We start from the raw sequence: 26,247 nt of genomic DNA on the forward strand, positions 1-26,247 counted from the left end.
AGGCGGTCGCTGTCGTACGCCCCCGCGCCCCGGCACGTTTCTTCGAACACGTCCTCCTCCATGTCCGCCGTTCCCGTCAGCCCGCGGTGGGCGGGTGTCCGGTGGACCGGGGCGCTGTGCGCAGGTGTTCGCCGACCCTTTTGACGAGCCGTGCCATCTCGTAGGCGACGAGTCCGATGTCGGCGCTGACCGTGCTCAGGACGGCGAGGCAGGAACCGTCGCCTGCGGCTGCCACGAAGAGGAAGCCGTCGTCCATCTCGACCATCGTCTGCCGCACTCCTCCCGTCCCGAAGTGCCGTCCCGCCCCTTTGGCGAGGCTGTTGAAGCCGGAGGCGACGGCAGCCAGGTGCTCGGCGTCCTCTCGGCCGAGCCCGGTGGACGCGCCCACGGCCAGACCGTCGTTGGACAGGACGACGGCGTGCCGCAGTTCCGGGTCCCGCAGCACCAAATCGTCGAGAAGCCAGTCGAGTTCGTTGGAGCCGCGCGCGGTGCCCGTGGCCGGGTCCTTGATCATGTCGGGTCTCCTTCACTGCTGTCGCTGCCGGGCGGACGTCCGCCGCCTCTGACCCAGCCGTCCCGGAAGGACGCCATACGGTCTCTGACCTGTTCGGGGGTGCGCTTGCCCGGCTCGGGGTCGCGCGCGGGTACGGCCTTCGGCTCGGGGCGCGCGCGGAGTTGGGGCGCGAGGCTGGCCTGGCGCACGCGGCGAGGGAGGTGCCCGTCCCCCGGCGGGGCCTCCTCCTGCTCCCCGGGCGGCGGTCGCCGCAGCCGCAGTGCGGTGACGCCCGGAGGCTGCGGTGCGTCCTCGGGACCGGCGAGCGGTGAGGGCGCGAGGGCGGGACGTGGGGTGCGTGCGGGGACGGGATTCTTGTTCATGGGCGCCGCTTCGGGCTCGGGCACGCGCGCGTAGCGGCGCTTTTCGTCGGATGGTGAAGGGGCGTGCTCGTCCTGTGGGGCACTGTCCTTGTGCAACAAGGAGGTGGGCAACAGGACGACCGCGTCGGTACCTCCGTACGGCGAGGTACGCAGCTGCACTTTGATGTCGTGCCGATCGGCGAGCCTGCTGACCACGTAGAGGCCGAGCCGGTCGCTGTCGAACAGGTCGAGGGTTTCGGAGTGGGTGATGCGGTGGTTCGCCTCGGCCAGGGTCTCCTTGCCCATGCCGAGGCCGCGGTCCTCGATCTCGATGACGTATCCGTTGCCGACGGGTTCTCCGCTGATACGCACCTTCGTGTGCGGCGGGGAGAACTGGGCCGCGTTCTCGATGAGTTCCGCCAACAGGTGCGTGAGGTCGGCGACCGCGGCGCCCGTCACGTCCGTGGCGGCGAGCCGGCGTACCTCCACGCGTGCGTAGTCCTCGATCTCGGAGACCGCGGCCCGGACGACGTTCGTCAGCGGGACCTGTCTGCGCCAGGCCCGGCCCGGCGCGGCTCCGGAGAGGATGATCAGGCTCTCCGCGTGGCGCCGCATACGGGTCGTGAGGTGGTCGAGGCGGAAGAGGTCCCCGAGTTCGTTCGGGTCCTCGGCGCGGCGCTCCATGATGTCCAGGAGGCCGAGCTGACGGTGGAGGAGGGTCTGGCTGCGGCGGGCGAGGTTGACGAACACACCGGAGATGCCGCCTGCGAGTTCGGCGCGCTCGGCGGCGGCACGCAGGGCCGAGCGGTGCACCGTGGTGAGCGCCTCGGAGACCTGCCCGATCTCGTCCTCGGCCGGAGTTCCCTGCGGCGCCTCGGCCGCTACGTCGACCTCCTCCCCCGCGCGCAACTTCCGCATGGCCCGCGGGAGTTTGTGGCCGGCGATCTCCAGTGCGGTGTTGCGCAGGCTGACCAGTTCGACGACGAGGCCGCGGCCGATGCGTACGGAGATGAACAGCGAGGCGGCGACAGCCAGGAGGCCGAACAGGGCTGCTGCCCCCGCGGGCGTCAGCAGGCCCCTGGTGAACGGGTCGGCCCGGTCCGCGGCGCCGCGCGCCGCATCCGACGCGAGGGCGCGCATGTCGTCCTGTACGGCCGTGTGCGCCGTGTCCCAGGTCCCCGCGGGCGCGGCCGCGAGTGCTTCGCGCCCCGGCTGCGCGATGAGCGTCCGGTCCTCGACGGCGCGTACGGCGACGTACGCACTCCCCTGCACGAGGTGGTTCCAGGCGGCTCGATCGGGCCCGCGCAGATCGGCGGCGGCCGTGTCGGTGAGGGCCCTGCGGGTGTCGACGGCGCCGGTGAACAGGCGCAGCCGTTCGCCGTCCAGGGTGCCGGCGAGCCGGGCGCTCGTCACGACCGCGTCCTCACGGGAGAGCATCTCGGCGGACCGGTCGAACTCCAGCAGCACACGCGCGGCAGAGCCCGGTTCGCTGCCCTGTATGCCGGTCAGCGCTCCGCTCACCGTGTAGGCGACGGTGAGGGTCTTCGTGTACTGGCCGTATGCGGTGTCCCAGCCCGCGTGCTGCTCCAGTACGGCGGCGCGCAGGGCCCGTAGCTGTTCGGCGTCATCGACGAAGGCGCCGAGACGCGCGGCCACTTCGCGGGGCAGGCCGGCGCCGTCCGCGACCGTGTGGTCCTCGCCGATGCTCAGGGCTGCCACAGCGTGGTCGGTGGCGATGGCGAGCTTCTTGAGGTCGTCGCCGCGGTCGGGGGCCGGACGGGTCGCGTAGCCGACGGCGGCGGTGCGCTCCGCTTGCAGGGCCGCCACAGCGGCGGCCACGGGTTCGCGCACCGAGGAGTCGACGCGCCGCAGTTGCTGGAGCCGCGCGACATCCTGTGCGGTGCTCACGGTGGCGTAGGCCCACAGGGCGAGCAGGGAGACCGCGGGCACCATGAGGAGGCAGACGATCTTCGCCCGGATGGTGCGAGGGCGCAGCCTGCTGCGGCCCGCGCGCGTGGGTGTCCCGGTGTCGGCCGAGGTCGCCTCCGTATCGGTGTCCTCTTCAGCGGGTGGCCCGGCGTGCGCGCGACGTCCGCGCGCCGAGGGCGCGGGTATCTGCGGCGGGCCGGAGCTGGGCGTTGAGCGGGGCGGGCGCATGGCCTCCTCGATCCGGGGTCGGGGGGCGGGTCGGCGCGGGCCGGGGCAGGTTCCGAGTTCTGCACCCGGGTCCGCGCGAGCCCGTCAGCGGGTCGGGCTCTCCACCGGCGGCGGGGCCGGCGCGGCGGCCTCCCTCGCGTCCGCGGTCGGGGACAGCGCGACGAACGCCGAGGTCAGGAACAGGTAGGAGCCGAGTCCCACGGCGAGCGGGAAGATGAACTGCATCGCCGTCGCGCCGCGCAGCGCGGTCGGGGAGGGCGCCACCCGTACGCTCACGGCGAGCATGCCGGTGTAGTGCATGCTGCTCACGGCGCCGCCCATCACCAGGGAAGCGACGGCTACGGCCGCCGGAGTCCTGATGTTGAGCCCGGCCCACAGGGCAGCGGTCGCCGCGACTACGGCGATCACCACGGAGAGCGCGACCATGAACGGGTCGTAGCCGATGTGTCCGTGCAGGCGCAGGGCCGCCATACCGAGGTAGTGCATGGCGGCGACGCCGAGTCCTGTGGCGAGGCCGCCGAGGGCGAGGGCGCGCCTGGTGTCGCGGCCGTATCCGACGGCGAAGACCCCCGCGCCCACCACGGCCACGGCGACGACGAGGCTGAGGAGGGTCAGCGGCACGTCGTAGCGCACCTCGGTGCCGCTGACGTCGAAGCCGAGCATGGCGATGAAGTGCATCGTCCAGATGCCGGTGCCGAGGGCGGTGGCCGCGGTGGCCAGCCAGTTGCGGCGGGCCCGCCCCGTGGCGCCCAGGGCGCGAACGGTGCAGCGCAGTGCGAGCGCCGCGCCGACGCACGCCATCACGTACGACAGCACGGGGGTAAGCCAGCCGAGAGCGGCGTGGTCCAGGTGTCCCATGGCCCGGCAAGCTAGTCGTGAAGGGGGCGCACAACTGGGGCGCATTCCGAAAGCTGTTGGAATATGGCGGAGATGCTCTCTGCACGATCGCATCAGGATCGAACGCGTGCACCGCACGCGCATGCGACGCTTTCGGTTCGGACAAGGATTTTTCGACCAGGGTTCCCTCGATCGGGTCACCGCGTCTGTCAGTGGGCTGCGCAATCATGGAGCACATGAGCGATGACGCCACACGCGTGCAGGAGTTCTTCGCGGCCCGGGCCGCCGACTGGGACTCCCGCTTCCCCGACGACGGCCCGGCCTACGCCTCGGCGGTCGCCGCGCTGGGTCTGCGCCCCGGCGACCGGGTGCTCGACGCGGGTTGCGGCACCGGCCGCGCGCTGGCGCCGCTGCGGGCGGCCGTGGGGCCTTCCGGGGTGGTGCTCGGCGCCGACCTGACGTCGGCCATGCTGCAGGCCGCGGTCCGGGCCGGCCGGGAGCGGGAGGGGCAGTTGCTCCGCGCGGACGTGGGGAGACTGCCCCTGCGTACGGGGACGCTGGACGCGGTGTTCGGCGCGGGCCTCATCTCTCACTTGCCGCAACCCGCGGAGAATGTCCGCGAGTTGGCGCGCGTGGTGCGCCCTGGCGGCCTGCTCGCGCTGTTCCACCCGATCGGACGGCGGGCCCTCGCCGCGCGCCATGGGCGGCAGCTCACCTCTGAGGACCCACGGGCCGAGCCCAATCTGCGGCCTCTGCTGGCCGGTTCGGGCTGGCGCATGACCTCGTACGTCGACGAGGACGCGCGCTTCCTGGCACTGGCGGTGCGCGAAGGCTGACCTGCGACCGGGCCGACCCTCGTCAGGGCAGCGCCGCCCCGGCCCACGTCTGCCACCATTGGAGGCAACTCCTCGACGGGTGAGGGCAGTTGGTGGGCCACCAGTAACCCGGAGCCATCAGCAAGGGGGCGGGGACGCGCATGCTCGACAGAGTCCGGAAATCCTGGAGCATCTGGCGCAAGAGGGTCGCTCGACGCGAGGAGCGCCTGAACGACGAGCGCGCGGCCCGCGACGCGGGCCGGTCCGCCGACCGGCAGCGAAGGGCGCACAACCTCTTCGAAGCGGCGGCCGCCTACGTGGCGGCCTGCATCGAGGACGACCAGGACCGCATCGACGAGGCCGAGGACTGGGTGGAGCCGAGCGCGCTGGTCTTCGGCGTCAACGAGTTGGCGTGCCGCGCCCTCATCGTCCTCGCACGCGAGCGGGACGAGTCGCCGCGGGCCGTGGCGAGAAACCTCCTCGGCCTGCCCGCCGCCTGACGTCCACACGAAGTGCACACGGTATGTCGACACACCGTCCACCGAAGGCGCGGGCGACCTGAGTGACCATGGATTTTCCTGTTCATCGCCCCTGTACGGCATCGTCCGCGACTGACTAAGGTCACGCCGACGGAACGAAGCTCAGGGGAGGCTGGCATGGCCGGGACGGACGACGCTGTCGCCACCGGGGACGACGCGCTGTACGTACTCACTGCGGTACTGCTCACGCCGGCGAAGTTCCCCAGCGTGCTGGGCGACGACTACCCCGAGGCGTGCGCCGCTCTGGGGCTCCCGCCTCTGGCCGACGGGTACGGCCTGGTCCTCGGCCAGGACGCGCAGGGCGCACGCTGGACGGTGGTCGTCGACGACGTGTCCCTGGTCGCCGTGGCCATCGCCTCCTGGGACTGCGGCATGGAGTACGAGCTCTCCCCCGACGAGAACAGCATGGTCGCCGCGCTGCCGGGCTGGCCGCTCGCGCTGGCGGTGGCGGCGCCGGGCGTCCCGGCGCCCCACGACCCCGTGCCGGGCCCGGAGACGGACGGGATGACGTCCCTGCGCCCGCCCGACACGGAGAAGTGGGGCCCGGCGCAGCGACGCCTGGGAGCGGACGAGATAGCCCTCCAGTGGGCTTCGTGGCGCGGGCAGATCGACGACGACCAGTTCGTCACGAACGCCCAGGACGGCAAGGAGCGGGAAGGCGCCGACGCGGACAGCGGACAGGTCCTGTCCGGCAGTTCTCGTCAGGGCGTTCAGCGCGTCCTGGCCGAGGCACGCGCCTACGTGGACGCTCCTCCCCCGCTGGGGCGGGTGCGCTCCGCGTTCGCGTCGGGCGACGCCCGGACGCTGCGCGCCGACGGGCCCGGCTGGTCGATGGTGGCGCGCACGGACGACATCGCCTTCATCCTGCTCGACGACGAACCGGGCGAGGTGCTGCCGGTCGGCCGGGGCGCGGAGCTGCCCAGCCTCCTGGAGGCGCTCGACAAGATGGCTGTGCGGCCGGTCTGAACCGCGCACGCCACATACGGTGTGCGCGCCGCATGTGGCCCCGACCCATGGATGAGCACGGGCTCCCCCTCCACGATGAGGCCCTTCCCGCCACTTCGAGGAGGCCCTCTCATGCGCACGCCCGGAACCGTTCCCCTGTTGGCCACAGCGCTCGTTGCCCTGGCCGCTTCTGGGCCGCAGGCCGCGAGCGCGCTCGCCCCGCAGGAGGCCCGTGCCGCACCAGGGGCCCACTGCGCGCATCAGACGCACGCGCGCGTGCCGGGCGCCCAGTTCCAGCAGCGGGTCTGCCTGGAGGACCTGACGACCGCCGGTCTCGCGGGCACCCCGTACACCGACACGGCCGACCAGGCCGGTCTGACCGCGACAGGGACGCGCCATCCGGCCGGTGTCCCCGGGGTGCAGATCGACGGCTACTTCAAGGACGACTCCCGCACCAACACGACCCACGGCTGGGACCACGACGCCCAGTTCGTACTCCGGCTGCCCGACCACTGGAACGGCGGCCTGGTGGTGACCGCCTCTCCCGGCAACCGTAAGCAGTACGCGACCGACGCGGCGATCTCCGACCGCGTCCTCGCCCAGGGCTACGCGTACGCGGCGACCGACAAGGGCAACACCGGCCCGGACTTCTACCGGGACGGCGTGCGTCCCGGGGACGCCGTCGCCGAGTGGAACGCCCGCACGACGCAGCTCACCCGGGCCGCCAAGAAGGCCGTTGCCCTGCGCTACGGTTCCACGCCGCGTCACACGTACATGACCGGTATCTCCAACGCCGGGTACCTCACCCGTTGGCAGTTGGAGAACCATCCGGAGCTCTACGACGGAGGCGTCGACTGGGAAGGTGTCCTCTGGACGGCGGACGGGCCCAACCTGTTGACCTCCCTGCCCACGGCTGTCGCGTACGGACAGGGGGCGGCCGGCGCGGACGACATGTATGCGGCCGGTTTCGCGCGCGGCTCGGAGTTCCTGTGGCCGTACCACCAGAAGGCGTACTGGGGGCTCACGCAGAAGGTGTACCGCGCGGAGTTCGACCCCGCGTACGACCCCGACTGCCCGGGTGCGTCCGCCGGTTCGACGACGGCGGAGATCCTCGCCCCGTGCGCCTCCGACGCCTCGTACGACTACAGGGCCCGCCCTGCGTCGGTACGGCGGGCCGTCGCACGCGTGGCTCTGACCGGACGGGTGGGGAAGCCGCTGATCACTCTCCAGGGCGACCTGGACACCCTGCTGCCGATCGCGACGGACGCGGACGTGTACGCGCGCATGGTCGAGGAGCAGGGGCGCGGCCGGCTGCACCGCACGTACACGATCCGGGGCGGCACGCACACGGACGGTCTGTACGACACCTATCCGGACCGGCTGCGGCCGATCCTGCCGTGCTACCGGGACGCGTTCGACACGCTGACCCGGTGGGCGCGGAGCGGCACGAAGCCGCCCGCGGACCGGACCGTCGGACGGCCCACGGACGGTGACGTCGTCAACTCCTGCTCGGTGCGCACTTCTTAATGGCCGATCTCCTTGCGCGTGACCCGGCGCAGCCGGCGCCGCTGCGAGGAGTCGAGCATCAGGTACGCAGCGGTGGGTGCGCCGAGCACGATGAGCAGGGCCGCCCACCACGGCAACCAGATCAGCAGGATGATCCCGGCAACCACGCCTCCCGCGGCGATCTTCGCGTTCCTCGACATGTGTGTGGCCTCCTTCGGAGCGGCTCACCCTCGGCTGGGTGGGGCGAGTTCGCCTCTGTACTGAGAAACGGGCCCGCGATGTCCACGGTTCCGGCACCCGACCCTGATACGACCCTGATCCGTGTCCCTGGGGAACCCCGGGGACGGCGTACCACCGTCGGGCGGTATGTCAGATGTCGGCGCGCAGCGGCTCTCCCACTTCATACATGTGCTGCAGCGCCTGGCGATAGGAGTCGATGAGCCCGGTCTCCACGAAGGGGATGCCGAGATCGCGGCAGTGGGCCTTCACCATGGGCTGCGCGAGGCGCAGGTGGGGCCGGGGCATGCTGGGGAAGAGATGATGCTCGATCTGGTAGTTGAGGCCGCCGAGGAACCAGTCGGTCAGGATGCCGCCCTTGATGTTGCGCGAGGTGAGGACCTGGCGTCGCAGATGACCCCACTTGTCACCGTCGGGGTCGGGCATCTCCATGCCCTTGTGGTTGGGGGCGAAGGCCATGCCCAGGTGCAGCCCGAACAGGGCCTGGTGCAGTGCGGCGAAGGCGAGGGCGTGGCCGAGCGGCATGGTGGTCAGCAGCAGTGTCACGTAGCCGGCGACGTGGGCGACGAGGAGGGCGCCCTCCACCACGCGTTCCCGTCCGGTCTGCCGGCGCAGGTCCTGGAAGCCGGACAGTTTCAGTGCGAGGCCTTCGAGCAGGGTCAGCGGGAAGAAGAGCCAGGCCTGGTGGCGGGTGAGCCAGCCGCGGAAGCCGACGCGGGTCGCCGCCTGCTCGCTGGTGAAGACGAGGACGTCGGCGGCGACATCGGGGTCCTTCTCGATGTGGTTCGGGTTGGCGTGGTGCCTGTTGTGTTTGTCGTTCCACCACGCGTAGCTCATACCAAGGAGCAGGTTGCCGTGGATCAGGCCGATGGCTCGGCTCACGGAGCGGTTGCCGGTGATCTGGGAGTGACCCGCGTCGTGGCCGATGAACGCCGTACGTGCGCCCAGGACCGCCAGGACGGGCGCCAGGGCGAGCACCCACCACGAAGTGCCTATGAGCGCCATACCTGTGGCGACGGCGGCCAGGGCGAGGGCGTTGACCATGATGGTGCGCATGTACCACCCGGTGCGCCGCTCGAGGAGGCCCTGCCCCTTGATGTCGCGCAGCAGCGGCGTGAACTCGCTGCCTCCTTCGGGTGGGCTCTGCCGCGAGGCGGCTTCTGTGGCGTGTTCCGGGAGGGTTCCGACAGCCAGGGCCATGGCAGTTCTCCGGTCGTTGGAGGGCGAGGTCGATGCGGCGGGCTACGCGTCGGCCCGGCCCGAGAAATCTACGAATCGGCGGCCTTCGGCGGCCATGGCGCCACCACCCGACCGCGGAAGGGGGCCAGCCCGCACCGAGAGGGGGGTTAGCCACACCCTTAGGGGTCGGGTGTTTCAGATCACGACCTGAAGGCGTCCGTCCGGTGGAGACGGCCGTGTACCCTCGCCGACTCCAGGGCGAGTAGTCAAAATTGAGGAATACGAGGAAGCTGCCATCCCCGAGTACACGCATTCCGCACCCACCCCCGCCGAGACCGCCGAACTTGCCCGCTGTTCCGCCGTGTTCATGCCGAGCGATCCGGCGCGCACCTCGACCGTCGCTTTCTGGCGGCCCGACGGCGGCGAGCCGCCCCTCCTGGAGGCCGGCACCCGTGTCGAGCTCCCGCTGGCGCTGTCCGGGGACGAGGGTGTCGAGCCGGTGACGGTCGCCGCGGTCGCCCTGCCGGTGCGCGCCGCGCTGCCGGTCCTCACCCGCGCGCGTGCCGCCGCAGGGGCGGATCCGACGACCGCCTTCTGGGGAGCGGCCGCGCTGCTCGCACTGCAACTCGCCGCGCGGGGCCTTCTTCTGCCCGGCCTGAGCGCCGACGACCACGACGCGTGGCGAGCCGGGCCGCTGCGGCCCCAGGACCTGGAGCGCCTGCGGGAGCTGGCCGCCGCGATGCCTCCCGAGGCGCACGCGGTTCCCCTGGACGGGCCCGAGCCGCTCCGGCTGCACGCTCCCGAGCGGCTGCTGCGCGCCTTCCTCGACGCGGTGGCCGACACCCTGCCCCGCTCCCCCGCCGCGTCGCTCGCGGCGGGCGCCCCGGCGTTCGCGGCCCGCGCACCGCACCGGGCGCCGGAACTGCGCGCGTGGGCGGCCGATGTGGCGGCCGGGCACGACGCCGGCGTGCGGATCTCGCTGCGCGTCGAGGTGCCCGGGCTCGCGCAGGTCACGGACGACGAGCCCCGTCTCCCGTTCCGCGCGGTGCTACAGATGCACAGCGTCAGCGACCCCGCTCTGGTCGCGGACGCGGCCGAGGTGTGGGCGGGCGCCGGTGTGTCCGGCAAGGCGTTCGGGGCGCGGGCCCGGATGGACGCGCTCCTGGCACTGCGCCGCGCCGCGCGCGCGTGGGCGCCGCTGACCCCGCTGCTGTCGGCTTCCGTCCCGGACGCGGTCGAACTTGCCGACGAGGAGGTCACCGAACTCCTCGGGGAGGGCGCGCGAGCGCTGTCGGCGGCCGGCGTCGAGGTGCACTGGCCCCGGGAGATGGCCCGCAAGCTGACGGCCCGGGCGGTGATCGGCCCGCCCCGGGGCGACGGTCCCGACGCGTTCTCGTCGGACACCCCGTCGTTCCTGTCCGCCGACGCGCTGCTGGCGTTCGACTGGTCGTTCGCCGTCGGTGACCAGGAGTTGAGCCGCGAGGAACTGAACAGGCTCGCGGAGGCGAACCGGCCCGTCGTGCGGTTGCGCGACCAGTGGGTGCTCGTCGATCCCGAACAGGCCCGCCGCGCCCGCGCCCACCAGGACCGCAAGGTGACCCCGGTCGACGCACTGAGCGCCGTCCTGACGGGCTCCACCGAGGTCGACGGCCACCGCGTGGAGGTCCGGCCCACCGGCTGGCTGACGGGGCTCAGGGACCGTCTCGCGGACCCCGAGGGGATGGATCCGGTCGGGCAGCCGGCCGCACTCGCCGCCCATCTGCGCGACTACCAGCTGCGCGGTCTGAACTGGCTGGCCCGCATGACCTCGCTCGGCCTCGGCGCCTGTCTCGCCGACGACATGGGGCTCGGCAAGACGATCACCTTGATCGCACTGCATCTGCACCGCCAGGGCGCACAGGAGACAGCGGGCCCCACCCTCGTGATCTGCCCGACGTCCCTCATGGGCAACTGGCAGCGCGAGATCGAGAAGTTCGCGCCCGGCACTCCCGTACGACGCTTCCACGGCGGCCGGCGCTCCCTGGAGGACCTGGCCGCCGGGGAGTTCGTGCTCACCACGTACGGCACCATGCGCCTGGACGCGGCTCACCTGGCCGAAGCGTCCTGGGGGATGGTGGTCATCGACGAGGCCCAGCATGTGAAGAACCCGCACTCGGCCACGGCCAAGGAGCTGCGCACCATCGGCGCCCGCGCACGCGTGGCGCTCACCGGCACCCCCGTGGAGAACAACCTCTCCGAACTGTGGGCCATCCTCGACTGGACCACGCCCGGTCTGCTGGGCCGCCTCGGCACCTTCCGTACCCGCTACGCCAAGGCCGTCGAGGGCGGCAAGGACCCGGCCGCCGCGGAGCGCCTGGCGAAGCTCGTACGCCCCTTCCTGCTGCGGCGTCGCAAGTCGGACCCGGGTATCGCTCCCGAACTGCCGCCGAAGACCGAGACCGACCGGGCCGTGTCACTCACCAAGGAGCAGGCGGGCCTCTACGAAGCAGTGGTGCGCGAGACGCTCGCGGAGATCTCCGGAGCGGACGGTTTCGAACGGCGCGGCCTGATTGTCAAATTGCTGACGGGCCTCAAGCAGATCTGCAACCACCCGGCGCAGTACCTCAAGGAGGACAAGCCGCGCATCGCCGGCCGCTCCGGGAAACTGGAGCTCCTCGACGAGCTCCTGGACACGATCCTGGCCGAGGGCGCGAGCGTGCTGGTCTTCACCCAGTACGTGCAGATGGCGCGCCTGGTGGAGCGGCATCTCGCCCGCCGGGGCATCGCGTCGCAGTTCTTGCACGGAGGTACCTCGGTCGCGGGGCGCGAAGCCATGGTGCGGCGTTTCCAGGACGGTGAGGTGCCCGTCTTCCTGCTCTCCTTGAAGGCCGCGGGCACCGGGCTCAACCTCACGCGCGCGGAACACGTGGTGCACTACGACCGCTGGTGGAACCCGGCGGTGGAGGCACAGGCCACCGACCGCGCGTACCGCATCGGACAGACCCGGCCCGTGCAGGTGCACCGGCTGATCGCCGAGGGCACCATCGAGGACCGCATCGCCGACATGCTGCTGCGCAAACGGGAGTTGGCGGACGCCGTGCTCGGGGCCGGCGAGTCGGCGCTGACCGAACTGAGCGATGCCGAACTGGCCGATCTGGTCGAGCTGCGAGGGGGCGCCCGATGAGCGACATGTATGGCGAGCACGTCGAGTCCTACGAGGACCACGACGAGTCCTTCGAGGACACAGAAGCAGCCACGGATGAGGACGCGGAAGAGGCCGGCACGGGCGCGGACCCGGAGGAGCGCACGTTCGCGGCGCTGCCGCCCGCGCACGGCCGCGGCTTCGCGCAGACCTGGTGGGGGCAGGCCTGGCTGAAGGCCCTGGAGGACACGGCGCTCGACCTCGCGCAGCTCAAGGCGGGCCGCCGCCTGGCGCGTGCGGGGGCGGTCGGCGCCGTGTCGGTCAGGCCCGGGCGCATCACCGCTGTCGTGAAGGACCGCGGGGGCGTCCTGCACCGCTCGGACGTGACGCTGCAGCGGCTGGGCGAGGACGACTGGGACCGCTTCCTGGGCATGGCCGTCGAGCGGGCCGGGCACATCGCGGCGCTCCTGGACCGCGACATGCCGCCGCATCTGGTGGAGGACGCCGCCGCAGCCGGAGTGGAACTCCTTCCGGGCATCGGCGACTTGGAGCCGCACTGTGACTGCGAGGCCTGGGACCACTGCGCGCACACGGCCGCGCTGAGCTATCAACTGGCGCGGCTGCTCGACCAGGATCCGTTCGTACTGCTTCTGCTGCGCGGCCGGGGCGAGCGGGCGCTGCTCGACGCACTCCAGGTGCGCAGTGCCGCCCGCGCCGAACCGGAGGCCGCGCCGCCGCGGGAGGCCGAGGGCGTGGACGCGGCCGAGACGTACGCGTCCGCGCTCGTGCTGCCTCCGCTGCCGGACCTGCCCGGACTGCCGCCCGAGCCGGGCCTGCCGCCCTCCCTGGACACGGAGACACCGCCGCCCGCGGGTACCGATGTCGCCGCGCTGGCGTTCCTGGGCGCGCAGGCTGCCGTAGAGGCACACCGGCTGCTCGCGGACGCACTCGCCGCGGGGCACGAACAGCGCGCCGCGTGGCCGGAACCGACCGTGTCGCAGGACGCCGTACGGCTGGCCGCCGCCCTCCCGGAGCGGCACATCGCCGAGCGGCTGGCCCAGGGGTCGGGCCGGGATCGCGAAGGTCTGGCGCTTGCCGTGCGCGCCTGGGAGCACGGGGGCGCGGCCGGGCTCGCCGTCCTTGAGGAGGAGTGGGCCCCGGACGCCGAGTCCGCCGCACGCGCGCGTGCGGAGCTCGCGTCGGCCCGGGAGCCGGACGAGCAGCCGGCGCTCAAGGCGTCGCACGGCCGCTGGACCGTGTCCGGTACGGCCGCCCAACTGCGCCTGGGACGCGACGGACGCTGGTGGCCCTATCGCAAGGAACGGGGCCGCTGGGCCCCCGCGGGACCGGCCGCGTCCGATCCGGCGTCCGCCCTGGCCACCGCGCTGGACAGCGGCGAGGAGTAGCCCCACCGACGTCCGGGCCCGCAGGGGGATGTCCCCGTGCGGGCCCGGAGGTCGGGCTCTTGTGCCTAGCGGATCGGCATCCCGGAGAGGGTGCGGGCGATGACCAGACGCTGGATCTCGCTCGTGCCCTCGAAGATCGTGTAGATCGCCGCGTCGCGGTGCATGCGCTCCACGGGGTACTCACGCGTGTAGCCGTTGCCGCCCAGGATCTGGATCGCCTGCGCAGTGACCTTCTTGGCGGTCTCGCTCGCGAACAGCTTCGACATGGAGCCCTCGGCGTTCTCGAACTTCTTGCCCGTGGTCCCCATCCAGGAGGCACGCCACACCAGAAGCCGCGCGGCGTCGATCTGCGTCCGCATGTCGGCCAGTTGGAAGGCCACACCCTGGTTGTCGATGATCGGGCGGCCGAACTGCTCGCGCGTCTTCGCGTACTCCAGCGCCTCCTCGTAGGCGGCGCGGGCGGTGCCGACCGCCATGGCGCCGACGGCCGGACGCGACGCCTCGAAGGTCGCCATCGCGGCGTTCTTCACGCGCTCGCCGCCCTTCTTGGCCTTCTCGCGCGCGCGGGCGAGGCGCTCGTCGAGCTTGTCCTTGCCGCCGAGGAGGCAGGAACCGGGCACGCGCACGTTCTCCAGGACGACCTCGGCGGTGTGCGAGGCGCGGATGCCGTGCTTCTTGAACTTCTGTCCCTGGGACAGACCCGGCGTGTTCGGCGGGACGATGAAGGAGGCGTGGCCCTTGGAGCCGAGCTCGGGGTCGATGGAGGCGACCACCACGTGGACGTTGGCGATGCCGCCGTTCGTCGCCCACGTCTTGGTGCCGTTCAGGACCCACTCGTCCTTGGCCTCGTCGTAGACGGCCCGGGTGCGCATGGCGGCGACATCGGAGCCCGCGTCGGGCTCGGAGGAGCAGAAAGCGGCCACCTTCACGTCGTTCACATCGCCGTACATCTGCGGGATCCAGGTGCCGATCTGCTCCTCGGTACCGTTGGCGAGGACGCCCACCGCGGCGAGGCCCGTGCCGACGATCGAAAGGGCGATGCCCGCGTCACCCCAGAAGAGCTCCTCCATGGTCATCGGGATGCCGAGACCGGTCGGGTCGAAAAACTGCTGCGCATAGAAGTCGAGGGAGTAGATTCCGAGCTTGGACGCTTCCTGGATGACCGGCCACGGGGTTTCCTCGCGCTCGTCCCACTCGGCGGCCGCGGGGCGGATCACATCGGCGGCGAAGCCGTGAAGCCAATCACGGACTTCTTTCTGCTCGTCGTTGAGATCCATTGCGAACTCGGCCATGACCCCTCCAGGGCTGCGTACACTGCAAATGTTACCTACGGTAACAGGAGTCTGTTACCAGCCAGTAGCTCATGTCAACCTCCGAGTGCGCGTTCGATACCGGCCCAGGGGCGGGTGTTACCTTTCGCGTGCGTCAAGCCATCGCACGGGCGGGGAGATCCTCATGGAGACCACACAGCTGACCGATCAGCGCGCGGACCAGATGTCCGCCGCCGAGCGGCGGCGACGCGAGCTGCTCGAGGCCGCGGACCGCGTGGTGCTCCGGGACGGCCCGGGTGCCTCGATGAACGCGATCGCGGCCGAGGCCGGGATCACCAAGCCGATCCTGTACCGGCACTTCGGCGACAAGGGCGGGCTCTACGCGGCCCTCGCGACGCGCCACACGGACGCCCTGCTCGCCTCGCTGCGGGCCGCCCTGGACGCCCCCGCGGCGCGTCGTGAGCGCGTGGAGGCGACGCTCGACACCTACTTGGCGGCGATCGAGGCCAGGCCCCAGGTCTACCGCTTCCTGATGCATCCGGCGGAGGGCTCCCCCGGAGACTCCGGGTTCGACGTGGGCCGGCACTCCGCACCCTTGCTGCGGCGCATGGGCGAGGAGCTGGCGGAGGTCATCGAGGAGCGGGTCGACCTCGGTCCCGGCAGTCAGCAGCTCGCCCGCGTCTGGGGCCACGGAATCGTCGGCATGATGCACGCGGCCGGCGACTGGTGGCTGGGCGAACGGCCGTGCACCCGCGCCGAACTGGTCCAGGGCCTCGCCGACCTGCTGTGGGGACGGCTCGCCGCCGCGGGCGACAAGGCGGGCGGGCCCGGGTTCTGAGCCCCGCCCCGCAGAAGCGCCGGCAGACCCTAGGACCAGGACGCCCGCGCCGCCTGACGCAGCACCCGGCGCCGCCGCCAGCCCGTGACCCGGTCCGTGTACGTACGGCCCTCCAAGTGGTCGCACTCGTGCTGGAGGCACCGCGCGAACCAGCCTGTGCCATGAATCACCACAGGGGCGCCCGTCACATCGAGGCCCTCCACGCGCGCGTGGTCGAAGCGAGGCGTGCCCGCTTCGAGGCCGGGCAGCGACAGGCAGCCCTCCGGTCCCCGGATCACGACACCGTCCGCCTCGACCAGACGCGGGTTCACGACGTGTCCGACGTGGCGCACATCGTCGTCGTCCTCGCAGTCGTAGACGAAGACCCGCAGGCCTTCGCCGACCTGGTTCGCGGCGAGGCCGACGCCCTGGGCCGCGTACATCGTGGCGAACATGTCCTGCACCAGGCCCGCGAGCGACGGGCCGAAGTCCGTGACGTCCGCGCAGGGTTGGTGCAGCACGGGATCGCCGAGCAGGGTCAGGGGTCGTACGCGCCCGGAGGCGCCCTGGATCGAGCCGTGTCGCATGGCCGTAAGGGTACGGTCCGACCTGCACCCCGATCCGCTGGTGGTGCCGCAGTTCGGGCTTGTCGGAGGATCTCGATAGGCTGAGCCGGAAAACGATGCCCGGGGCAGGCGCGGCGCCGTACGCAAGGAGGACCCAACAATGTCAGGCAACTCGGAGTCGATGACTCCGCGGGCCAAGCTGGCCGTGACGGCCGGAAAGGCCGCGGCCGCGGTGTCGCGGGCGGCGGGCCGCGGCAGCGGATCGGTGATCGGCGGCAAGGTCGCGCTCAAGTTCGACCCCGAGCTGCTCGGACGGCTCGCCCAGCACCTCGACGTGGTGCTCGTCTCGGCCACGAACGGCAAGACGACGACCACGCGCCTGATCGCCGAGGCTCTGCGGGCCAGCGGCCCGGTCGTCTCGAACGCGCTGGGGGCGAACATGCCGGCGGGCATCACGTCCGCCCTGGCGGGCGGCTCCGACGCCAAGTTCGGCGTCATCGAGGTCGACGAGAAGTACCTGGCGGGCGTGGCCCGTGACACCGCTCCCAAGGCGATCGCCCTGCTCAACCTGTCGCGTGACCAGCTCGACCGCGCCGCCGAGACCCGCATGCTCGCCGAGAAGTGGCGCGAGGGGCTCGCCGGTTCGAAGGCCATCGTGATCGCCAACGCGGACGACCCGCTCGTGGTGTGGGCCGCCTCCTCCTCGCCGAACGTGGTGTGGGTCGCCGCGGGCCAGGAGTGGAAGGACGACGCCTGGTCCTGCCCGGCGTGCGGCGGCGTGATGCAGCGCCCCGGCGACGACTGGTTCTGCGGCGATTGCGGCTTCCGGCGCCCCACCGCGAGCTGGGCGCTCCAGGGCGACTACGTCCTGGACCCGCACGGCTCCGCCTGGCCCATCCACCTCCAGTTGCCGGGCCGCGCCAACAAGGCGAACGCGGCGTCGTCGGCCGCCGTCGCCGCCTGCTTCGGCGTGCCGCCGCAGGTCGCCCTGGAGCGCATGTACCAGGTGCAGGCCGTGGCCGGACGCTACGACGTCGTGCAGTTCCAGAACCGGGACCTGCGACTGCTGCTCGCGAAGAACCCGGCGGGCTGGCTCGAAACGTTCACTCTGATCGACCCGCCGCCCACGCCGGTGATCCTTTCCGTGAACGCGCGAGGCGCGGACGGCACCGACACCTCCTGGCTGTGGGACGTCGACTACACGCGGCTCGCCGGGCACCCGATCTGCGTGATCGGTGACCGCAAGCTCGACCTCGCCGTCCGCCTGGAGGTCGCGAACCTGGACTTCCGGGTCTGCGAGACGCTCGACGAGGCCGTGCAGATGTCCCCGCAGGGACGGATCGAGCTCATCGCCAACTACACCGCGTTCCAGGACGTCCGCCGCCGCGTGGGCAACTGACCGGATCGGCACGAGGACCAGCTAAGGATCATGAGCATGAGCGACAACAGCCTGCGTCTGGTGTGGGTCTACCCCGACCTGCTGAGCACCTACGGCGACCAGGGCAACGCCCTCGTGGTGGAGCGCCGCGCGCGCCAGCGCCGCCTCCAGGTCGAGCGCTACGACGTGCGCAGCGACCAGCCGGTGCCCACCTCCGGCGACATCTATCTGATCGGTGGCGGCGAGGACCGGCCGCAGCGCCTGGCGGCCGAACGGCTGCGCCGCGACGGCGGTCTGCAGCGCGCCGTCGCCAACGGCGCGATCGTGTTCTCCGTGTGCGCCGGATACCAGATCCTCGGCCATGAGTTCATCAACGACCTCGGTGAGCGCGAGCCCGGCCTCGGCCTGCTCGACGTCGTCTCCACCCGCGGTGAGGGCGAGCGGTGCGTCGGTGACGTACTGGGCGACATCGACCCGCAGTTGGGGCTGCCGCCGCTGACCGGGTTCGAGAACCACCAGGGCGTCACGCACCTCGGCCCGTCGGCCAGGCCGTTCGCCCGCACCCGGATCGGCAAGGGCAACGGCACGGGGGACGGCACCGAAGGCGCCTTCAACGACACGGTGTTCGGTACGTACATGCACGGTCCCGTGCTGGCCCGCAACCCGCTGATCGCCGATCTGCTGCTGAAGCTGGCGCTCGACGTGAACGCGCTTCCTCCGGTGGACGACCAGTGGTACGAGGCGCTCCGCAACGAGCGGATCGCTTCCGCCACCGCGCAGCCCGCCTAGCCGTTCCGCGTCCCTTCGGGGCGCGTGCGTGCCCATCTGAGCGGGGCTGTCCATCTGGCGGACGGCCCTTGGGGAAGGGCCCCCGGGCGCCGATAAGGTACGGGGAATCCTGTCGGACGACGCGGTCCGGCCATCGGCCCACTTTGCAAAGGTTCTCCGGGCTTATGCGTATTGGTGTCCTCACCTCCGGCGGCGACTGTCCCGGTCTGAACGCCGTGATCCGTTCGGTCGTGCACCGTGCCGTCGTCGACCACGGCGACGAGGTCATCGGCTTCCACGACGGATGGAAGGGCCTGCTCGAGTGCGACTACCGCAAGCTGGACCTGGACGCGGTGGGCGGCATCCTCGCCCGCGGCGGCACCATCCTCGGCTCCTCCCGGGTGCAGCCGTCGCAGCTGCGGGACGGCGTCGAGCGGGCCAAGGGGCACGTCGCCGATCTCGGTCTTGACGCGATCATCCCGATCGGCGGCGAGGGCACCCTCAAGGCGGCCCGGCTGCTGTCCGACGGCGGCCTGCCGATCGTCGGTGTACCGAAGACCATCGACAACGACATCGCCGTCACCGACGTGACGTTCGGCTTCGACACGGCCGTCGGGGTCGCCACCGAGGCCCTCGACCGTTTGAAGACGACCGCCGAGTCGCATCAGCGGGTGCTGATCGTCGAGGTCATGGGGCGCCACACCGGCTGGATCGCGCTGCACTCGGGCATGGCCGCGGGTGCGCACGCGGTCGTCGTGCCGGAGCGGCCCTTCGACATCGAGGAGCTGACCAAGAAGGTCGGCGAGCGCTTCGAGGCAGGCAAGAAGTTCGCGATCGTCGTCGTCGCCGAGGGGGCCAAGCCCCGGTCCGGTTCGATGGAGTACGACGAGGGCGGCAAGGACGTCTACGGCCATGAGCGCTTCGCCGGGATCGCCCGCCAGCTCTCCATCGAGCTGGAGCAGCGCCTCGGCAAGGAGGCGCGCCCGGTGATCCTCGGCCATGTGCAGCGCGGCGGCACGCCCACCGCGTACGACCGGGTCCTTGCGACGCGGTTCGGCTGGCACGCCGTGGAGGCGGTGCACCGCGGCGAGTTCGGCAAGATGACCGCGCTGCGCGGCACCGACATCGTGATGGTGTCGCTCGCCGAGGCCGTCGAGACGCTGAAGACGGTGCCGGCGGAGCGCTACGCCGAGGCGGAGTGCGTGCTCTGACCGCCTTCTTCTTTTAGTCGTTGTTCGCAGTAGAGCTGCCCCCGGCCGAAACCTCGGCCGGGGGCAGCTCTACTCTGGTCCAGCACAATCCGTACGAAACGAGCAACGGGAGCCGGCGGATGGATCACAGCGGGCACGGCATGAACATGGATCTGCCGCCGTTCACGCTGGGGCGCGGCCTCGAATGGTCGGCCGACCCCTTCTTCCTCGTCGGCTGCCTCCTGGCGCTCGCCCTCTACGGATGGGGCGTGGTCCGGCTCGCACGGCGCGGCGACTCCTGGCCGGTGTCGCGGACCCTCGCCTTCGTCGTGGGTGTGCTGACCATCGGGCTCGTGATGTGCACCAAGCTGAACGACTACGGGATGGTCATGTTCAGCGTGCACATGGTGCAGCACATGGTCATCAGCATGCTGTCGCCGATCCTGCTGCTCATGGGCGCCCCGATCACGCTCGCGCTGCGGGCCCTGCCGGTGGCGGCGCGGCGTGGCCGCAAGGGGCCCCGCGAACTGCTGCTGATGCTGCTGCACAGCTTCTACATGCGGATCATCACGCACCCGGCGTTCACGATCCCCCTCTTCATCGCGAGCCTGTACGCGCTCTACTTCACGCCGCTCTTCGACTTCCTCATGGGGTCGAAGGTCGGGCACATCGCGATGATGGTGCACTTCCTCGCCGTCGGCGTGGTGTTCTTCTGGCCGATCATGGGTGTGGACCCGGGGCCGCACCGTCCCGGCTATGTGATGCGGATGCTGGAGCTGTTCGCGGGCATGCCGTTCCACGCCTTCTTCGGGATCGCGCTGATGATGGCGAGCACGTCGATGGTCGGTACGTTCGACAACCCGCCGGCCTCGCTCGGTATCGATCCGCTCTCCGACCAGACGGCGGCGGGCGGCATCGCGTGGGCGTTCAGCGAGGTGCCCTCGGTGCTGGTGCTGCTCGCGCTGCTCTTCCAGTGGAAGAAGTCCGACGACCGGCAGGCCCGCCGCAAGGACCGGGCCGCGGACCGGGACGGCGACCAGGAGCTGGCGGCGTACAACGCCTATCTCGCCTCGCTGAACGCGCGCGGACAGTAGCGCCACCAGCCCCTCACGGGTGACTATGGCCTTCTGGCCGCGGCTCGGGCACCGCACCGCGCGGTACGCCGTCCGGGCTGCCGGGAGGAGCGTGCGTGATGCCCGGTTCCACGAAGACGATGGGTGTGTTCACCGTCGGCGGCCTGGTGGCCGTCACCGCCTACACAGTTGCGCTCGGCAGCAACGGCTGGCTGTGGTTCGGCTGGGTCGTGCTCGGACTGATCACGGTCGCGATGGTGGCCTCGCGCAGCGCCTGACGCGGCCGGATCGGGCTCTCGCGCGCGAGCTGATCATTGACTACTGTGCGCACGCATCACATCCGCGCTGTTGATGCGGCACACGGGCTCCGCGCGCTTCATCAGGGCGCTGCATGGGGGAAGGCGACCGGCATGTTCTACCGTCTGCTCAAATACGTGATCCTCGGGCCGCTGCTGCGGCTGATGTTCCGGCCCCGGATCGAGGGCCTGGAGCACATCCCGGAGTCGGGAGCGGCGATCGTCGCGGGCAATCATCTGTCGTTCTCCGATCACTTCCTGATGCCGGCGATCATCAAGCGGCGGATCACGTTCCTGGCGAAGGCCGAGTACTTCACCGGGCCGGGCATCAAGGGGCGGCTGACGGCCGCCTTCTTCCGCAGCGCGGGCCAGATCCCGGTCGACCGCTCGGGCAAGGAGGCGGGGCAGGCCGCGATCCGCGAAGGGCTCGGGGTGCTGCGCCGCGACGAACTGCTCGGCATCTATCCGGAGGGCACGCGCTCGCACGACGGGCGCCTCTACAAGGGCAAGGTCGGCGTCGCCGCGATGGCGCTGAAGGCGCAGGTCCCGGTGGTGCCGTGCGCGATGATCGGCACGTTCGAGGCCCAGCCCCCGGGCCGGAAGATCCCGAAGATGCGGCGCGTGACGATCCGTTTCGGCGAGCCGCTGGAGTTCTCGCGCTATGCCGGGATGGACGGGGAGAAGACGATCCTGCGCGCTGTCACCGACGAGATCATGTACGCGATCCTCGAACTGTCCGGGCAGGAGTACGTCGACAAGTACGCGGCGCTCGTGAAGGCGGAGGCCGAGGAGGCCAAGGCGCGGAAGTTCCCGAGGATGCCCCTGAGCTGACCCGCTCTGCGCTGAGCTGACCCACTCTGCGCTGAGCAGACCCGCTCTGCGCTGAGCAGAATCCGCCGGACCCGCCGCCCGCGCCGACGTACGGTCCGCTCATGAAGACGGCTTTGGTGATCGGTGGAGCAGGGCAGATCGGGCGCCCCTCGGTGCGGGCGCTCGCGCAGGACGGCTGGGCGGTGACGGTGGCCTCGCGACGCGGCGCCCGGGACGCGGCCTGGCCCGACGAGGTGCGCTCGGTGCGGCTCGACAGGGACGACGACGCGGCGCTCGCCGAGCTGGTCGGGGGTGGTGTCGACCTGGTCGTGGACCTGGTGGCGTTCACCCGGCCGCACGGGCAACAGCTCGCGGCGCTCGCCGACCGGATCGGCTCGGCGGTCGTGATCTCCAGCGCCGCCGTGTACGAGGACGACCGCGGGCGCAGCTTCGACACGCAGGAGGAGCCGGACGGGAAGCCGCGTTTCCCGGTGCCGGTGCCGGAGACCAACCGGACGGTCGCGGCGGGCGACTCCACGTACGCGACGCGGAAGATACAGCTGGAGCAGGACCTGCTGGCGCTCGGCGAGAAGCTGCCGACGACGCTGCTGCGTGGGGGCGCGGTGTACGGCCCGCACTGCCGCACGCCGCGTGAGCTGTACTTCGTGAAGCGGAACCTCGACGGGCGGCGCACGCGCGTGCTCGCGTACGGCGGGGAGAGCCGTTTCCATCCGGCGAGCGCTTCGAATATGGCGGAGCTGGTGCGGCTCGCGGCTGCCCGGCCGGGTTCGCGGGTGCTCAACGGCGCGGACCCGGGCTGCCCGACAGTCGCCGAGATCGGCGTCATGATCGACACGCTGATGGGCGTGGAGACGGAGACGGTCCTGGTCGACGGGCCGCCCCCGGCGCCGACGGTCGGGGACACGCCGTGGTCGCTGCCGTATCCGGTGATCTTCGACATGGCCGCCGCGGAGCGGGAGCTCGGGTACCGGCCCGTCACCACGTACGCCGAGGCGCTCCCGGAGACGGTGGAGTGGCTGGCCGAGCGGCTGCGGCAGCAGGACTGGGTGGACGGCTTCCCGACAATGGTGGCGAACTACACGACGGGCCTCTTCGACTACGCGGCCGAGGACGCGTGGCTGGCCTCGCGAGCCTGATGTCATGAACGAGGCCCGGCCCTCGCCGTTGCGGCGGGGGCCGGGCCTGCTGTTCCGTGTGCGCTCAGGCGGAGGTCACGGCTTCGGGGTGGCGTGCGGGGCGCACGTCACGTCCTTGCTGTCGGTCTTGCCGGTGAGCAGGTAGGTGTCGACCCGGTCGTTGATGCAGGGGTTGGTCAGACCGGTGACACCGTGGGAGCCCGCGTCCTTCTCGGTGATCAGGCGGGATCCCTTGAGGCGCTTGTGCAGCTCGACGGCGCCCTCGTACGGAGTGGCGGCGTCGCGCTCGGACTGCACGATCAGGACGGGCGGCAGACCCTTGCCGGTCTTGACGTCGATCGGCGTCTGCTGCTTGGTCTTCCAGGTGGCGCAGGGCAGGTTCATCCACGCGTTGGCCCACGTCATGAACGGGTAGTCCTTGTGGAGCCGCGAGTTGTCCCTGTCCCACTTCTGCCAGCTGGTGGGCCACTTGGCGTCGGCGCACTCGACGGCGGTGTAGACCGCGTTGCTGTTCTCCGAGGCGGCGTTGCCCGCGGTGTCCGACATGTCGGGGGCGATGGCGTCGACCAGGGCCTGCGTGTCACCGGCGACGTACTTGCTCCACGTCTGGGCGACCGGCACCCACGACGAGTCGTAGTACGGCGCGCTCTGGAAGAAGCCGATCAGCTCGGCCGGACCGACGACCCCGCCCAGAGGCGCCTTCTTCGCGGCGGCACGCAGGGTCAGCCACTGCTGCTGGACCTCGGCCCGCGTGGAGCCGAGGTGGAACGTGGCGTCGTTCTTGGCGACCCAGTCCTGCCAGTCCTTCCAGCGGCCCTCGAAGGCGATGTCCTGGTTCAGGTTGGCCTGGTACCAGATGTTGGACTTGGCCGGGTTGACGACGCTGTCCACGATCATGCGGCGGACGTGGCCCGGGAAGAGCGTGCCGTAGACGGCGCCCAGGTAGGTGCCGTAGGAGACGCCCAGGTAGTTGAGCTTCTTGTCGCCGAGGGCGGCACGGATGACGTCGAGGTCGCGTGCGGTGTTCGGCGTCGTCATGTGCGGCAGCATCTCGCCGCTGCGCTCGTAGCAGCCGTCGGCGTACTCCTTGGCGAGCTTGCGCTGGGCGCGCTTGTCCGCCTCGTCGTCCGGGACCGGGTCCGCCTTGGGAGCCTTGACGAACTCCTGCGGGTCGATGCAGGAGATCGGCGCCGAGTGGCCCACACCGCGCGGGTCGAAGCCGACGAAGTCGTAGGCCTTCGCCATCTTCGCGTAGATCGGGTTGTTGGTGGTCACGCGCGTGGGGAAGCGCATCCCGGAGCCGCCGGGGCCGCCCGGGTTGTAGACGAGGGAGCCCTGGCGCTCGCCCTTGGTGCCCGTGTTGCCGATGCGGTCGACGGCGAGCTTGATCTGCTTGCCGTACGGCTTCGCGTAGTCGAGCGGCACGGTGACATAGCCGCACTGGATGGGCTTGGCGAAGCCCCAGTCTGCGGGGCAGTCCTTCCAGTCGACGCCCTTCTTGGCGGCCCGGGCCGCGGCGACGGCGGCGCCACCGGCCTCACGGTCCTGGCTGTGGCTGCCGGTCTTGCGCGGCTCTGCGGTGGCGGCGGGGGCGGCGACCGCGCCCGCTATCAGCGCCGCGGCGGCGACCGCGCTCGCGGAGCCGATCGCCACCTTCCGGCTGCCGCGACTCGTCTGTCGAGTCTGTCTCACGTGAGGCCTCCGCACATCGATTCGATCGTTACGTCGATCGTGTTGTCGATCGGTACGCGGATCCTGTCGCGTGGAGGGTCCCTGACAACAGAGAGGACGGGCGTTCTTTACCAATCCGATAAACGGTATAACTCGTCCCGGTGAGCGGTCGGCCGACCGTCAGGCCAGTCGGCCCAGTGCGGCGTCCAGGATCCGGCGCAGCCGCAGCGCGTCCGGGGCGACCGCGGTGACCAGCACGGCGGGCCCCGCGAGCGGGGTGAGCGCGGCGCTGCCGTCCGCGTCCAGCACAGTAGCGGACGGCTGATCGGTCGCGAACTCCGGTCGTACGACGACGAGTTGCCCCAGCGCGCGGTGTCCGGCCAGTACCGCGGGGCCGTCCCAGCCGCCGGGTGCGCCCGGGCCGCAGGCGAGTTCCTGGTCGAGCAGCGGGCGGCCGGCGCGGTACAGCGTGAGGCGGCTGGTGAGCCGGCCCGGCCGCTCCCCCACCCGGCCGAGCACCTGTTCCTCGCGCAGCACGAGGCGGGCGTCGGGGGCGAGATCGGCGCGTGTGGTGACGCGCAGATCGCTGCCGCCCGCCGAGATCAGCTGTTCCGGGAGCCAGTCGAGGCGGGCGCCGTCGGCGACGGTGAGCCGGACGTCGTAGCGGGCCTCGCCCTTGGCCTGGCCGGGCAGGGCGAGGGTGGCCGCGACCGCGCCGACGTGCAGGCGGGCGCCCTGCTCGGCGCGGGCCTCGACGGTGAAGTGGTCGCCGCCGAGGGGGCCGCTCATGGCGCCGACGAGCAGGACGCGGGCCTCGTCGGCTCCGGCGCCCCGGACGCGCCGGAGCGCGACCGAGCCCTCGCTCTCCAGCACGGGCAGGGCGGTGCCGCCGCGGCCGTCGCCGCGCGCGGCGACCCGAGCGGTGGAACGAACGCCCGCTCGCACCGTCACGCGGTCCACTCGGCGAACCGTGCCCGCACCCAGGACGCGACCTCGCCGACCCCTGCCTCGGAGCGCAACGACTGGAGTACGACGGGGAGTTCGCCGCGCGCCTCCTTGGCGTCGGCGGCCATCCGGGCCAGGTCCGAGCCGACGTACGGTGCCAGGTCGGTCTTGTTGATGACGAGCAGGTCGGCGGTGGTGACGCCGGGGCCGCCCTTGCGCGGAATGTCATCGCCGCCCGCGACGTCGATGACGAAGACCTGCGCGTCGACGAGGCCCTTGGAGAAGGTGGCGGTGAGGTTGTCGCCGCCGGATTCGACGAGGATGAGGTCGAGCGGCCCGGCGCCCTCGGCGAAGTCGGTCTCCAGGTCCTCGACGGCTTCGAGGTTGGCGGAGATGTCGTCGCGGATCGCGGTGTGCGGGCAGGCACCGGTCTCCACGGCGGTGATCCGCTCGGGCGGCAGCACGGCCTCGCGCAGCAGGAACTCGGCGTCCTCCCGCGTGTAGATGTCGTTCGTGACGACGGCGAGGGAGAGCTCGTCGCGCAGGGCGCGGCAGAGGGCGGCGACGGTGGCGGTCTTGCCGGAGCCGACGGGCCCGCCGAGCCCGATGCGCAGGGCGCGGCGGGTCCCGTCGGGGCGATGGGCGTCGGCGGAGACGGCGGCGGGCCCGTCGTGGGAGTGGGAGTGGTCGAGGTGCATGGTCTACGGC

At 71.5% G+C, this 26,247-nt stretch carries 24 protein-coding genes; 14 read left to right on the forward strand and 10 right to left on the reverse strand.

Translation table 11 applies throughout. From position 1 onward, the window contains the following. Positions 1-76: 76 nt before the first annotated feature. The 3 genes from ABD366_RS37625 to ABD366_RS37635 all read right to left on the reverse strand — a co-directional run bounded on the left by ABD366_RS37625 (position 77) and on the right by ABD366_RS37635 (position 3,870). Positions 77-514 carry a roadblock/LC7 domain-containing protein gene (locus ABD366_RS37625; RefSeq protein WP_324768615.1) on the reverse strand — a complete coding sequence of 146 codons (438 nt, stop codon included), beginning with the start codon at positions 512-514 and terminating at the stop codon, positions 77-79. Then, entirely contained in the window at positions 511-3,012 is a 2,502-nt protein-coding gene (locus ABD366_RS37630) for a sensor histidine kinase (RefSeq protein ID WP_324768614.1), read from the reverse strand. The genes ABD366_RS37625 and ABD366_RS37630 overlap by 4 nt, the downstream gene beginning before the upstream one ends. 84 nt (positions 3,013-3,096) lie before the next feature. Further along, a complete protein-coding gene (locus ABD366_RS37635) occupies positions 3,097-3,870 on the reverse strand; it encodes an MHYT domain-containing protein (RefSeq protein ID WP_324768613.1) in 774 nt (257 codons plus the stop codon). A 215-nt stretch (positions 3,871-4,085) separates the two neighbouring features. On the opposite strand from ABD366_RS37635, the gene ABD366_RS37640 reads away from it, so the two are divergent. The 4 genes from ABD366_RS37640 to ABD366_RS37655 all read left to right on the forward strand — a co-directional run bounded on the left by ABD366_RS37640 (position 4,086) and on the right by ABD366_RS37655 (position 7,675). Continuing rightward, the gene (locus tag ABD366_RS37640) at positions 4,086-4,685 is read left to right on the forward strand and encodes a class I SAM-dependent methyltransferase (protein ID WP_324768612.1); all 600 of its coding nucleotides are present in this window, start codon (positions 4,086-4,088) and stop codon (positions 4,683-4,685) included. Between the two features lie 140 nt (positions 4,686-4,825). Continuing rightward, positions 4,826-5,164, forward strand: a complete 339-nt coding sequence (locus ABD366_RS37645; protein ID WP_324768611.1) for a hypothetical protein — start codon at positions 4,826-4,828, stop codon at positions 5,162-5,164. Positions 5,165-5,320: 156 nt separating this feature from the next. After that, positions 5,321-6,169, forward strand: coding sequence for a hypothetical protein (locus tag ABD366_RS37650; RefSeq protein ID WP_324768610.1), 849 nt, complete (start codon positions 5,321-5,323; stop codon positions 6,167-6,169). A gap of 111 nt (positions 6,170-6,280) precedes the next feature. Continuing rightward, entirely contained in the window at positions 6,281-7,675 is a 1,395-nt protein-coding gene (locus ABD366_RS37655; RefSeq protein ID WP_324768609.1) for a tannase/feruloyl esterase family alpha/beta hydrolase, read from the forward strand. Here the strand turns inward: ABD366_RS37655 and ABD366_RS37660 are convergent. Next, a complete protein-coding gene (locus ABD366_RS37660) occupies positions 7,672-7,854 on the reverse strand; it encodes a hypothetical protein (RefSeq protein WP_324768607.1) in 183 nt (60 codons plus the stop codon). The two genes, ABD366_RS37655 and ABD366_RS37660, sit on opposite strands and share 4 nt — an antisense overlap. 169 nt (positions 7,855-8,023) lie before the next feature. Further along, entirely contained in the window at positions 8,024-9,091 is a 1,068-nt protein-coding gene (locus tag ABD366_RS37665; protein ID WP_324768606.1) for a fatty acid desaturase family protein, read from the reverse strand. A gap of 346 nt (positions 9,092-9,437) precedes the next feature. On the opposite strand from ABD366_RS37665, the gene ABD366_RS37670 reads away from it, so the two are divergent. Both ABD366_RS37670 and ABD366_RS37675 read left to right on the forward strand, forming a co-directional pair. Then, positions 9,438-12,233 carry a DEAD/DEAH box helicase gene (locus ABD366_RS37670; RefSeq protein WP_324768605.1) on the forward strand — a complete coding sequence of 932 codons (2,796 nt, stop codon included), beginning with the start codon at positions 9,438-9,440 and terminating at the stop codon, positions 12,231-12,233. Next, positions 12,230-13,597 (forward strand): SWIM zinc finger family protein, encoded by a 1,368-nt coding sequence (locus ABD366_RS37675; protein WP_324768604.1) that lies wholly within the window; start codon positions 12,230-12,232, stop codon positions 13,595-13,597. Before ABD366_RS37670 ends, ABD366_RS37675 begins: the two co-directional genes overlap by 4 nt. Positions 13,598-13,662: 65 nt before the next feature. Here the strand turns inward: ABD366_RS37675 and ABD366_RS37680 are convergent, their stop codons facing one another. Further along, complete coding sequence (locus ABD366_RS37680; protein ID WP_324768603.1) at positions 13,663-14,889, reverse strand: acyl-CoA dehydrogenase family protein; 1,227 nt, start codon at positions 14,887-14,889, stop codon at positions 13,663-13,665. Between the two features lie 163 nt (positions 14,890-15,052). On the opposite strand from ABD366_RS37680, the gene ABD366_RS37685 reads away from it, so the two are divergent. Continuing rightward, complete coding sequence (locus ABD366_RS37685; protein WP_324768602.1) at positions 15,053-15,706, forward strand: TetR/AcrR family transcriptional regulator; 654 nt, start codon at positions 15,053-15,055, stop codon at positions 15,704-15,706. A 29-nt stretch (positions 15,707-15,735) separates the two neighbouring features. Here the strand turns inward: ABD366_RS37685 and def are convergent, their stop codons facing one another. Further along, complete coding sequence (def, locus tag ABD366_RS37690; protein ID WP_324768601.1) at positions 15,736-16,272, reverse strand: peptide deformylase; 537 nt, start codon at positions 16,270-16,272, stop codon at positions 15,736-15,738. Positions 16,273-16,411: 139 nt separating this feature from the next. On the opposite strand from def, the gene ABD366_RS37695 reads away from it, so the two are divergent. From ABD366_RS37695 to ABD366_RS37725, 7 genes are all read left to right on the forward strand, one after another. Next, positions 16,412-17,650, forward strand: a complete 1,239-nt coding sequence (locus tag ABD366_RS37695) for a MurT ligase domain-containing protein (RefSeq protein WP_324768600.1) — start codon at positions 16,412-16,414, stop codon at positions 17,648-17,650. Positions 17,651-17,686: 36 nt separating this feature from the next. After that, entirely contained in the window at positions 17,687-18,418 is a 732-nt protein-coding gene (locus ABD366_RS37700; protein ID WP_324768599.1) for a type 1 glutamine amidotransferase, read from the forward strand. 164 nt (positions 18,419-18,582) lie between these two features. Continuing rightward, positions 18,583-19,608, forward strand: coding sequence for a 6-phosphofructokinase (locus ABD366_RS37705; RefSeq protein WP_324768597.1), 1,026 nt, complete (start codon positions 18,583-18,585; stop codon positions 19,606-19,608). 119 nt (positions 19,609-19,727) lie between these two features. After that, positions 19,728-20,681, forward strand: a complete 954-nt coding sequence (locus ABD366_RS37710; RefSeq protein ID WP_324768596.1) for a cytochrome c oxidase assembly protein — start codon at positions 19,728-19,730, stop codon at positions 20,679-20,681. Between the two features lie 98 nt (positions 20,682-20,779). Next, positions 20,780-20,938: a hypothetical protein gene (locus tag ABD366_RS37715; protein ID WP_324768595.1), complete on the forward strand. Its 159-nt coding sequence runs from the start codon at positions 20,780-20,782 to the stop codon at positions 20,936-20,938. A gap of 132 nt (positions 20,939-21,070) precedes the next feature. Continuing rightward, positions 21,071-21,787: a lysophospholipid acyltransferase family protein gene (locus tag ABD366_RS37720; protein WP_324768593.1), complete on the forward strand. Its 717-nt coding sequence runs from the start codon at positions 21,071-21,073 to the stop codon at positions 21,785-21,787. Between the two features lie 101 nt (positions 21,788-21,888). Next, positions 21,889-22,923, forward strand: a complete 1,035-nt coding sequence (locus ABD366_RS37725; RefSeq protein ID WP_324768591.1) for an NAD-dependent epimerase/dehydratase family protein — start codon at positions 21,889-21,891, stop codon at positions 22,921-22,923. A 75-nt stretch (positions 22,924-22,998) separates the two neighbouring features. Here ABD366_RS37725 and ABD366_RS37730 read toward each other — a convergent pair whose 3' ends face one another. The 3 genes from ABD366_RS37730 to ureG all read right to left on the reverse strand — a co-directional run bounded on the left by ABD366_RS37730 (position 22,999) and on the right by ureG (position 26,237). After that, entirely contained in the window at positions 22,999-24,615 is a 1,617-nt protein-coding gene (locus ABD366_RS37730; RefSeq protein ID WP_324768590.1) for an alpha/beta hydrolase, read from the reverse strand. Between the two features lie 159 nt (positions 24,616-24,774). Continuing rightward, positions 24,775-25,554: an urease accessory protein UreD gene (locus ABD366_RS37735; protein ID WP_344443296.1), complete on the reverse strand. Its 780-nt coding sequence runs from the start codon at positions 25,552-25,554 to the stop codon at positions 24,775-24,777. Then, a complete protein-coding gene (gene ureG / locus ABD366_RS37740) occupies positions 25,542-26,237 on the reverse strand; it encodes an urease accessory protein UreG (RefSeq protein WP_324769858.1) in 696 nt (231 codons plus the stop codon). The genes ABD366_RS37735 and ureG overlap by 13 nt, the downstream gene beginning before the upstream one ends. Between the last annotated feature and the right edge of the window lie 10 nt (positions 26,238-26,247).

The sequence above is a fragment of the Streptomyces kunmingensis genome (assembly GCF_039533535.1).
GTDB lineage: Bacteria > Actinomycetota > Actinomycetes > Streptomycetales > Streptomycetaceae > Streptomyces > Streptomyces kunmingensis.

Coding starts and splice junctions, on each gene's coding strand:
- ABD366_RS37720 (WP_324768593.1), top strand. CDS start 21,071: ATGTTCTACCGTCTGCTCAAATACGTGATCCTCGGGCCGCTGCTGCGG.
- ABD366_RS37725 (WP_324768591.1), top strand. CDS start 21,889: ATGAAGACGGCTTTGGTGATCGGTGGAGCAGGGCAGATCGGGCGCCCC.
- ABD366_RS37650 (WP_324768610.1), top strand. CDS start 5,321: ATGGCCGGGACGGACGACGCTGTCGCCACCGGGGACGACGCGCTGTAC.
- ABD366_RS37665 (WP_324768606.1), bottom strand. CDS start 9,091: ATGGCCCTGGCTGTCGGAACCCTCCCGGAACACGCCACAGAAGCCGCC.
- ABD366_RS37710 (WP_324768596.1), top strand. CDS start 19,728: ATGGATCACAGCGGGCACGGCATGAACATGGATCTGCCGCCGTTCACG.
- ABD366_RS37675 (WP_324768604.1), top strand. CDS start 12,230: ATGAGCGACATGTATGGCGAGCACGTCGAGTCCTACGAGGACCACGAC.
- ureG (WP_324769858.1), bottom strand. CDS start 26,237: ATGCACCTCGACCACTCCCACTCCCACGACGGGCCCGCCGCCGTCTCC.
- ABD366_RS37640 (WP_324768612.1), top strand. CDS start 4,086: ATGAGCGATGACGCCACACGCGTGCAGGAGTTCTTCGCGGCCCGGGCC.
- ABD366_RS37630 (WP_324768614.1), bottom strand. CDS start 3,012: ATGCGCCCGCCCCGCTCAACGCCCAGCTCCGGCCCGCCGCAGATACCC.
- ABD366_RS37660 (WP_324768607.1), bottom strand. CDS start 7,854: ATGTCGAGGAACGCGAAGATCGCCGCGGGAGGCGTGGTTGCCGGGATC.
- ABD366_RS37685 (WP_324768602.1), top strand. CDS start 15,053: ATGGAGACCACACAGCTGACCGATCAGCGCGCGGACCAGATGTCCGCC.
- ABD366_RS37700 (WP_324768599.1), top strand. CDS start 17,687: ATGAGCGACAACAGCCTGCGTCTGGTGTGGGTCTACCCCGACCTGCTG.
- ABD366_RS37625 (WP_324768615.1), bottom strand. CDS start 514: ATGATCAAGGACCCGGCCACGGGCACCGCGCGCGGCTCCAACGAACTC.
- ABD366_RS37670 (WP_324768605.1), top strand. CDS start 9,438: ATGCCGAGCGATCCGGCGCGCACCTCGACCGTCGCTTTCTGGCGGCCC.
- ABD366_RS37715 (WP_324768595.1), top strand. CDS start 20,780: ATGCCCGGTTCCACGAAGACGATGGGTGTGTTCACCGTCGGCGGCCTG.
- ABD366_RS37680 (WP_324768603.1), bottom strand. CDS start 14,889: ATGGCCGAGTTCGCAATGGATCTCAACGACGAGCAGAAAGAAGTCCGT.
- ABD366_RS37645 (WP_324768611.1), top strand. CDS start 4,826: ATGCTCGACAGAGTCCGGAAATCCTGGAGCATCTGGCGCAAGAGGGTC.
- ABD366_RS37705 (WP_324768597.1), top strand. CDS start 18,583: ATGCGTATTGGTGTCCTCACCTCCGGCGGCGACTGTCCCGGTCTGAAC.
- ABD366_RS37695 (WP_324768600.1), top strand. CDS start 16,412: ATGTCAGGCAACTCGGAGTCGATGACTCCGCGGGCCAAGCTGGCCGTG.
- ABD366_RS37635 (WP_324768613.1), bottom strand. CDS start 3,870: ATGGGACACCTGGACCACGCCGCTCTCGGCTGGCTTACCCCCGTGCTG.
- def (WP_324768601.1), bottom strand. CDS start 16,272: ATGCGACACGGCTCGATCCAGGGCGCCTCCGGGCGCGTACGACCCCTG.
- ABD366_RS37655 (WP_324768609.1), top strand. CDS start 6,281: ATGCGCACGCCCGGAACCGTTCCCCTGTTGGCCACAGCGCTCGTTGCC.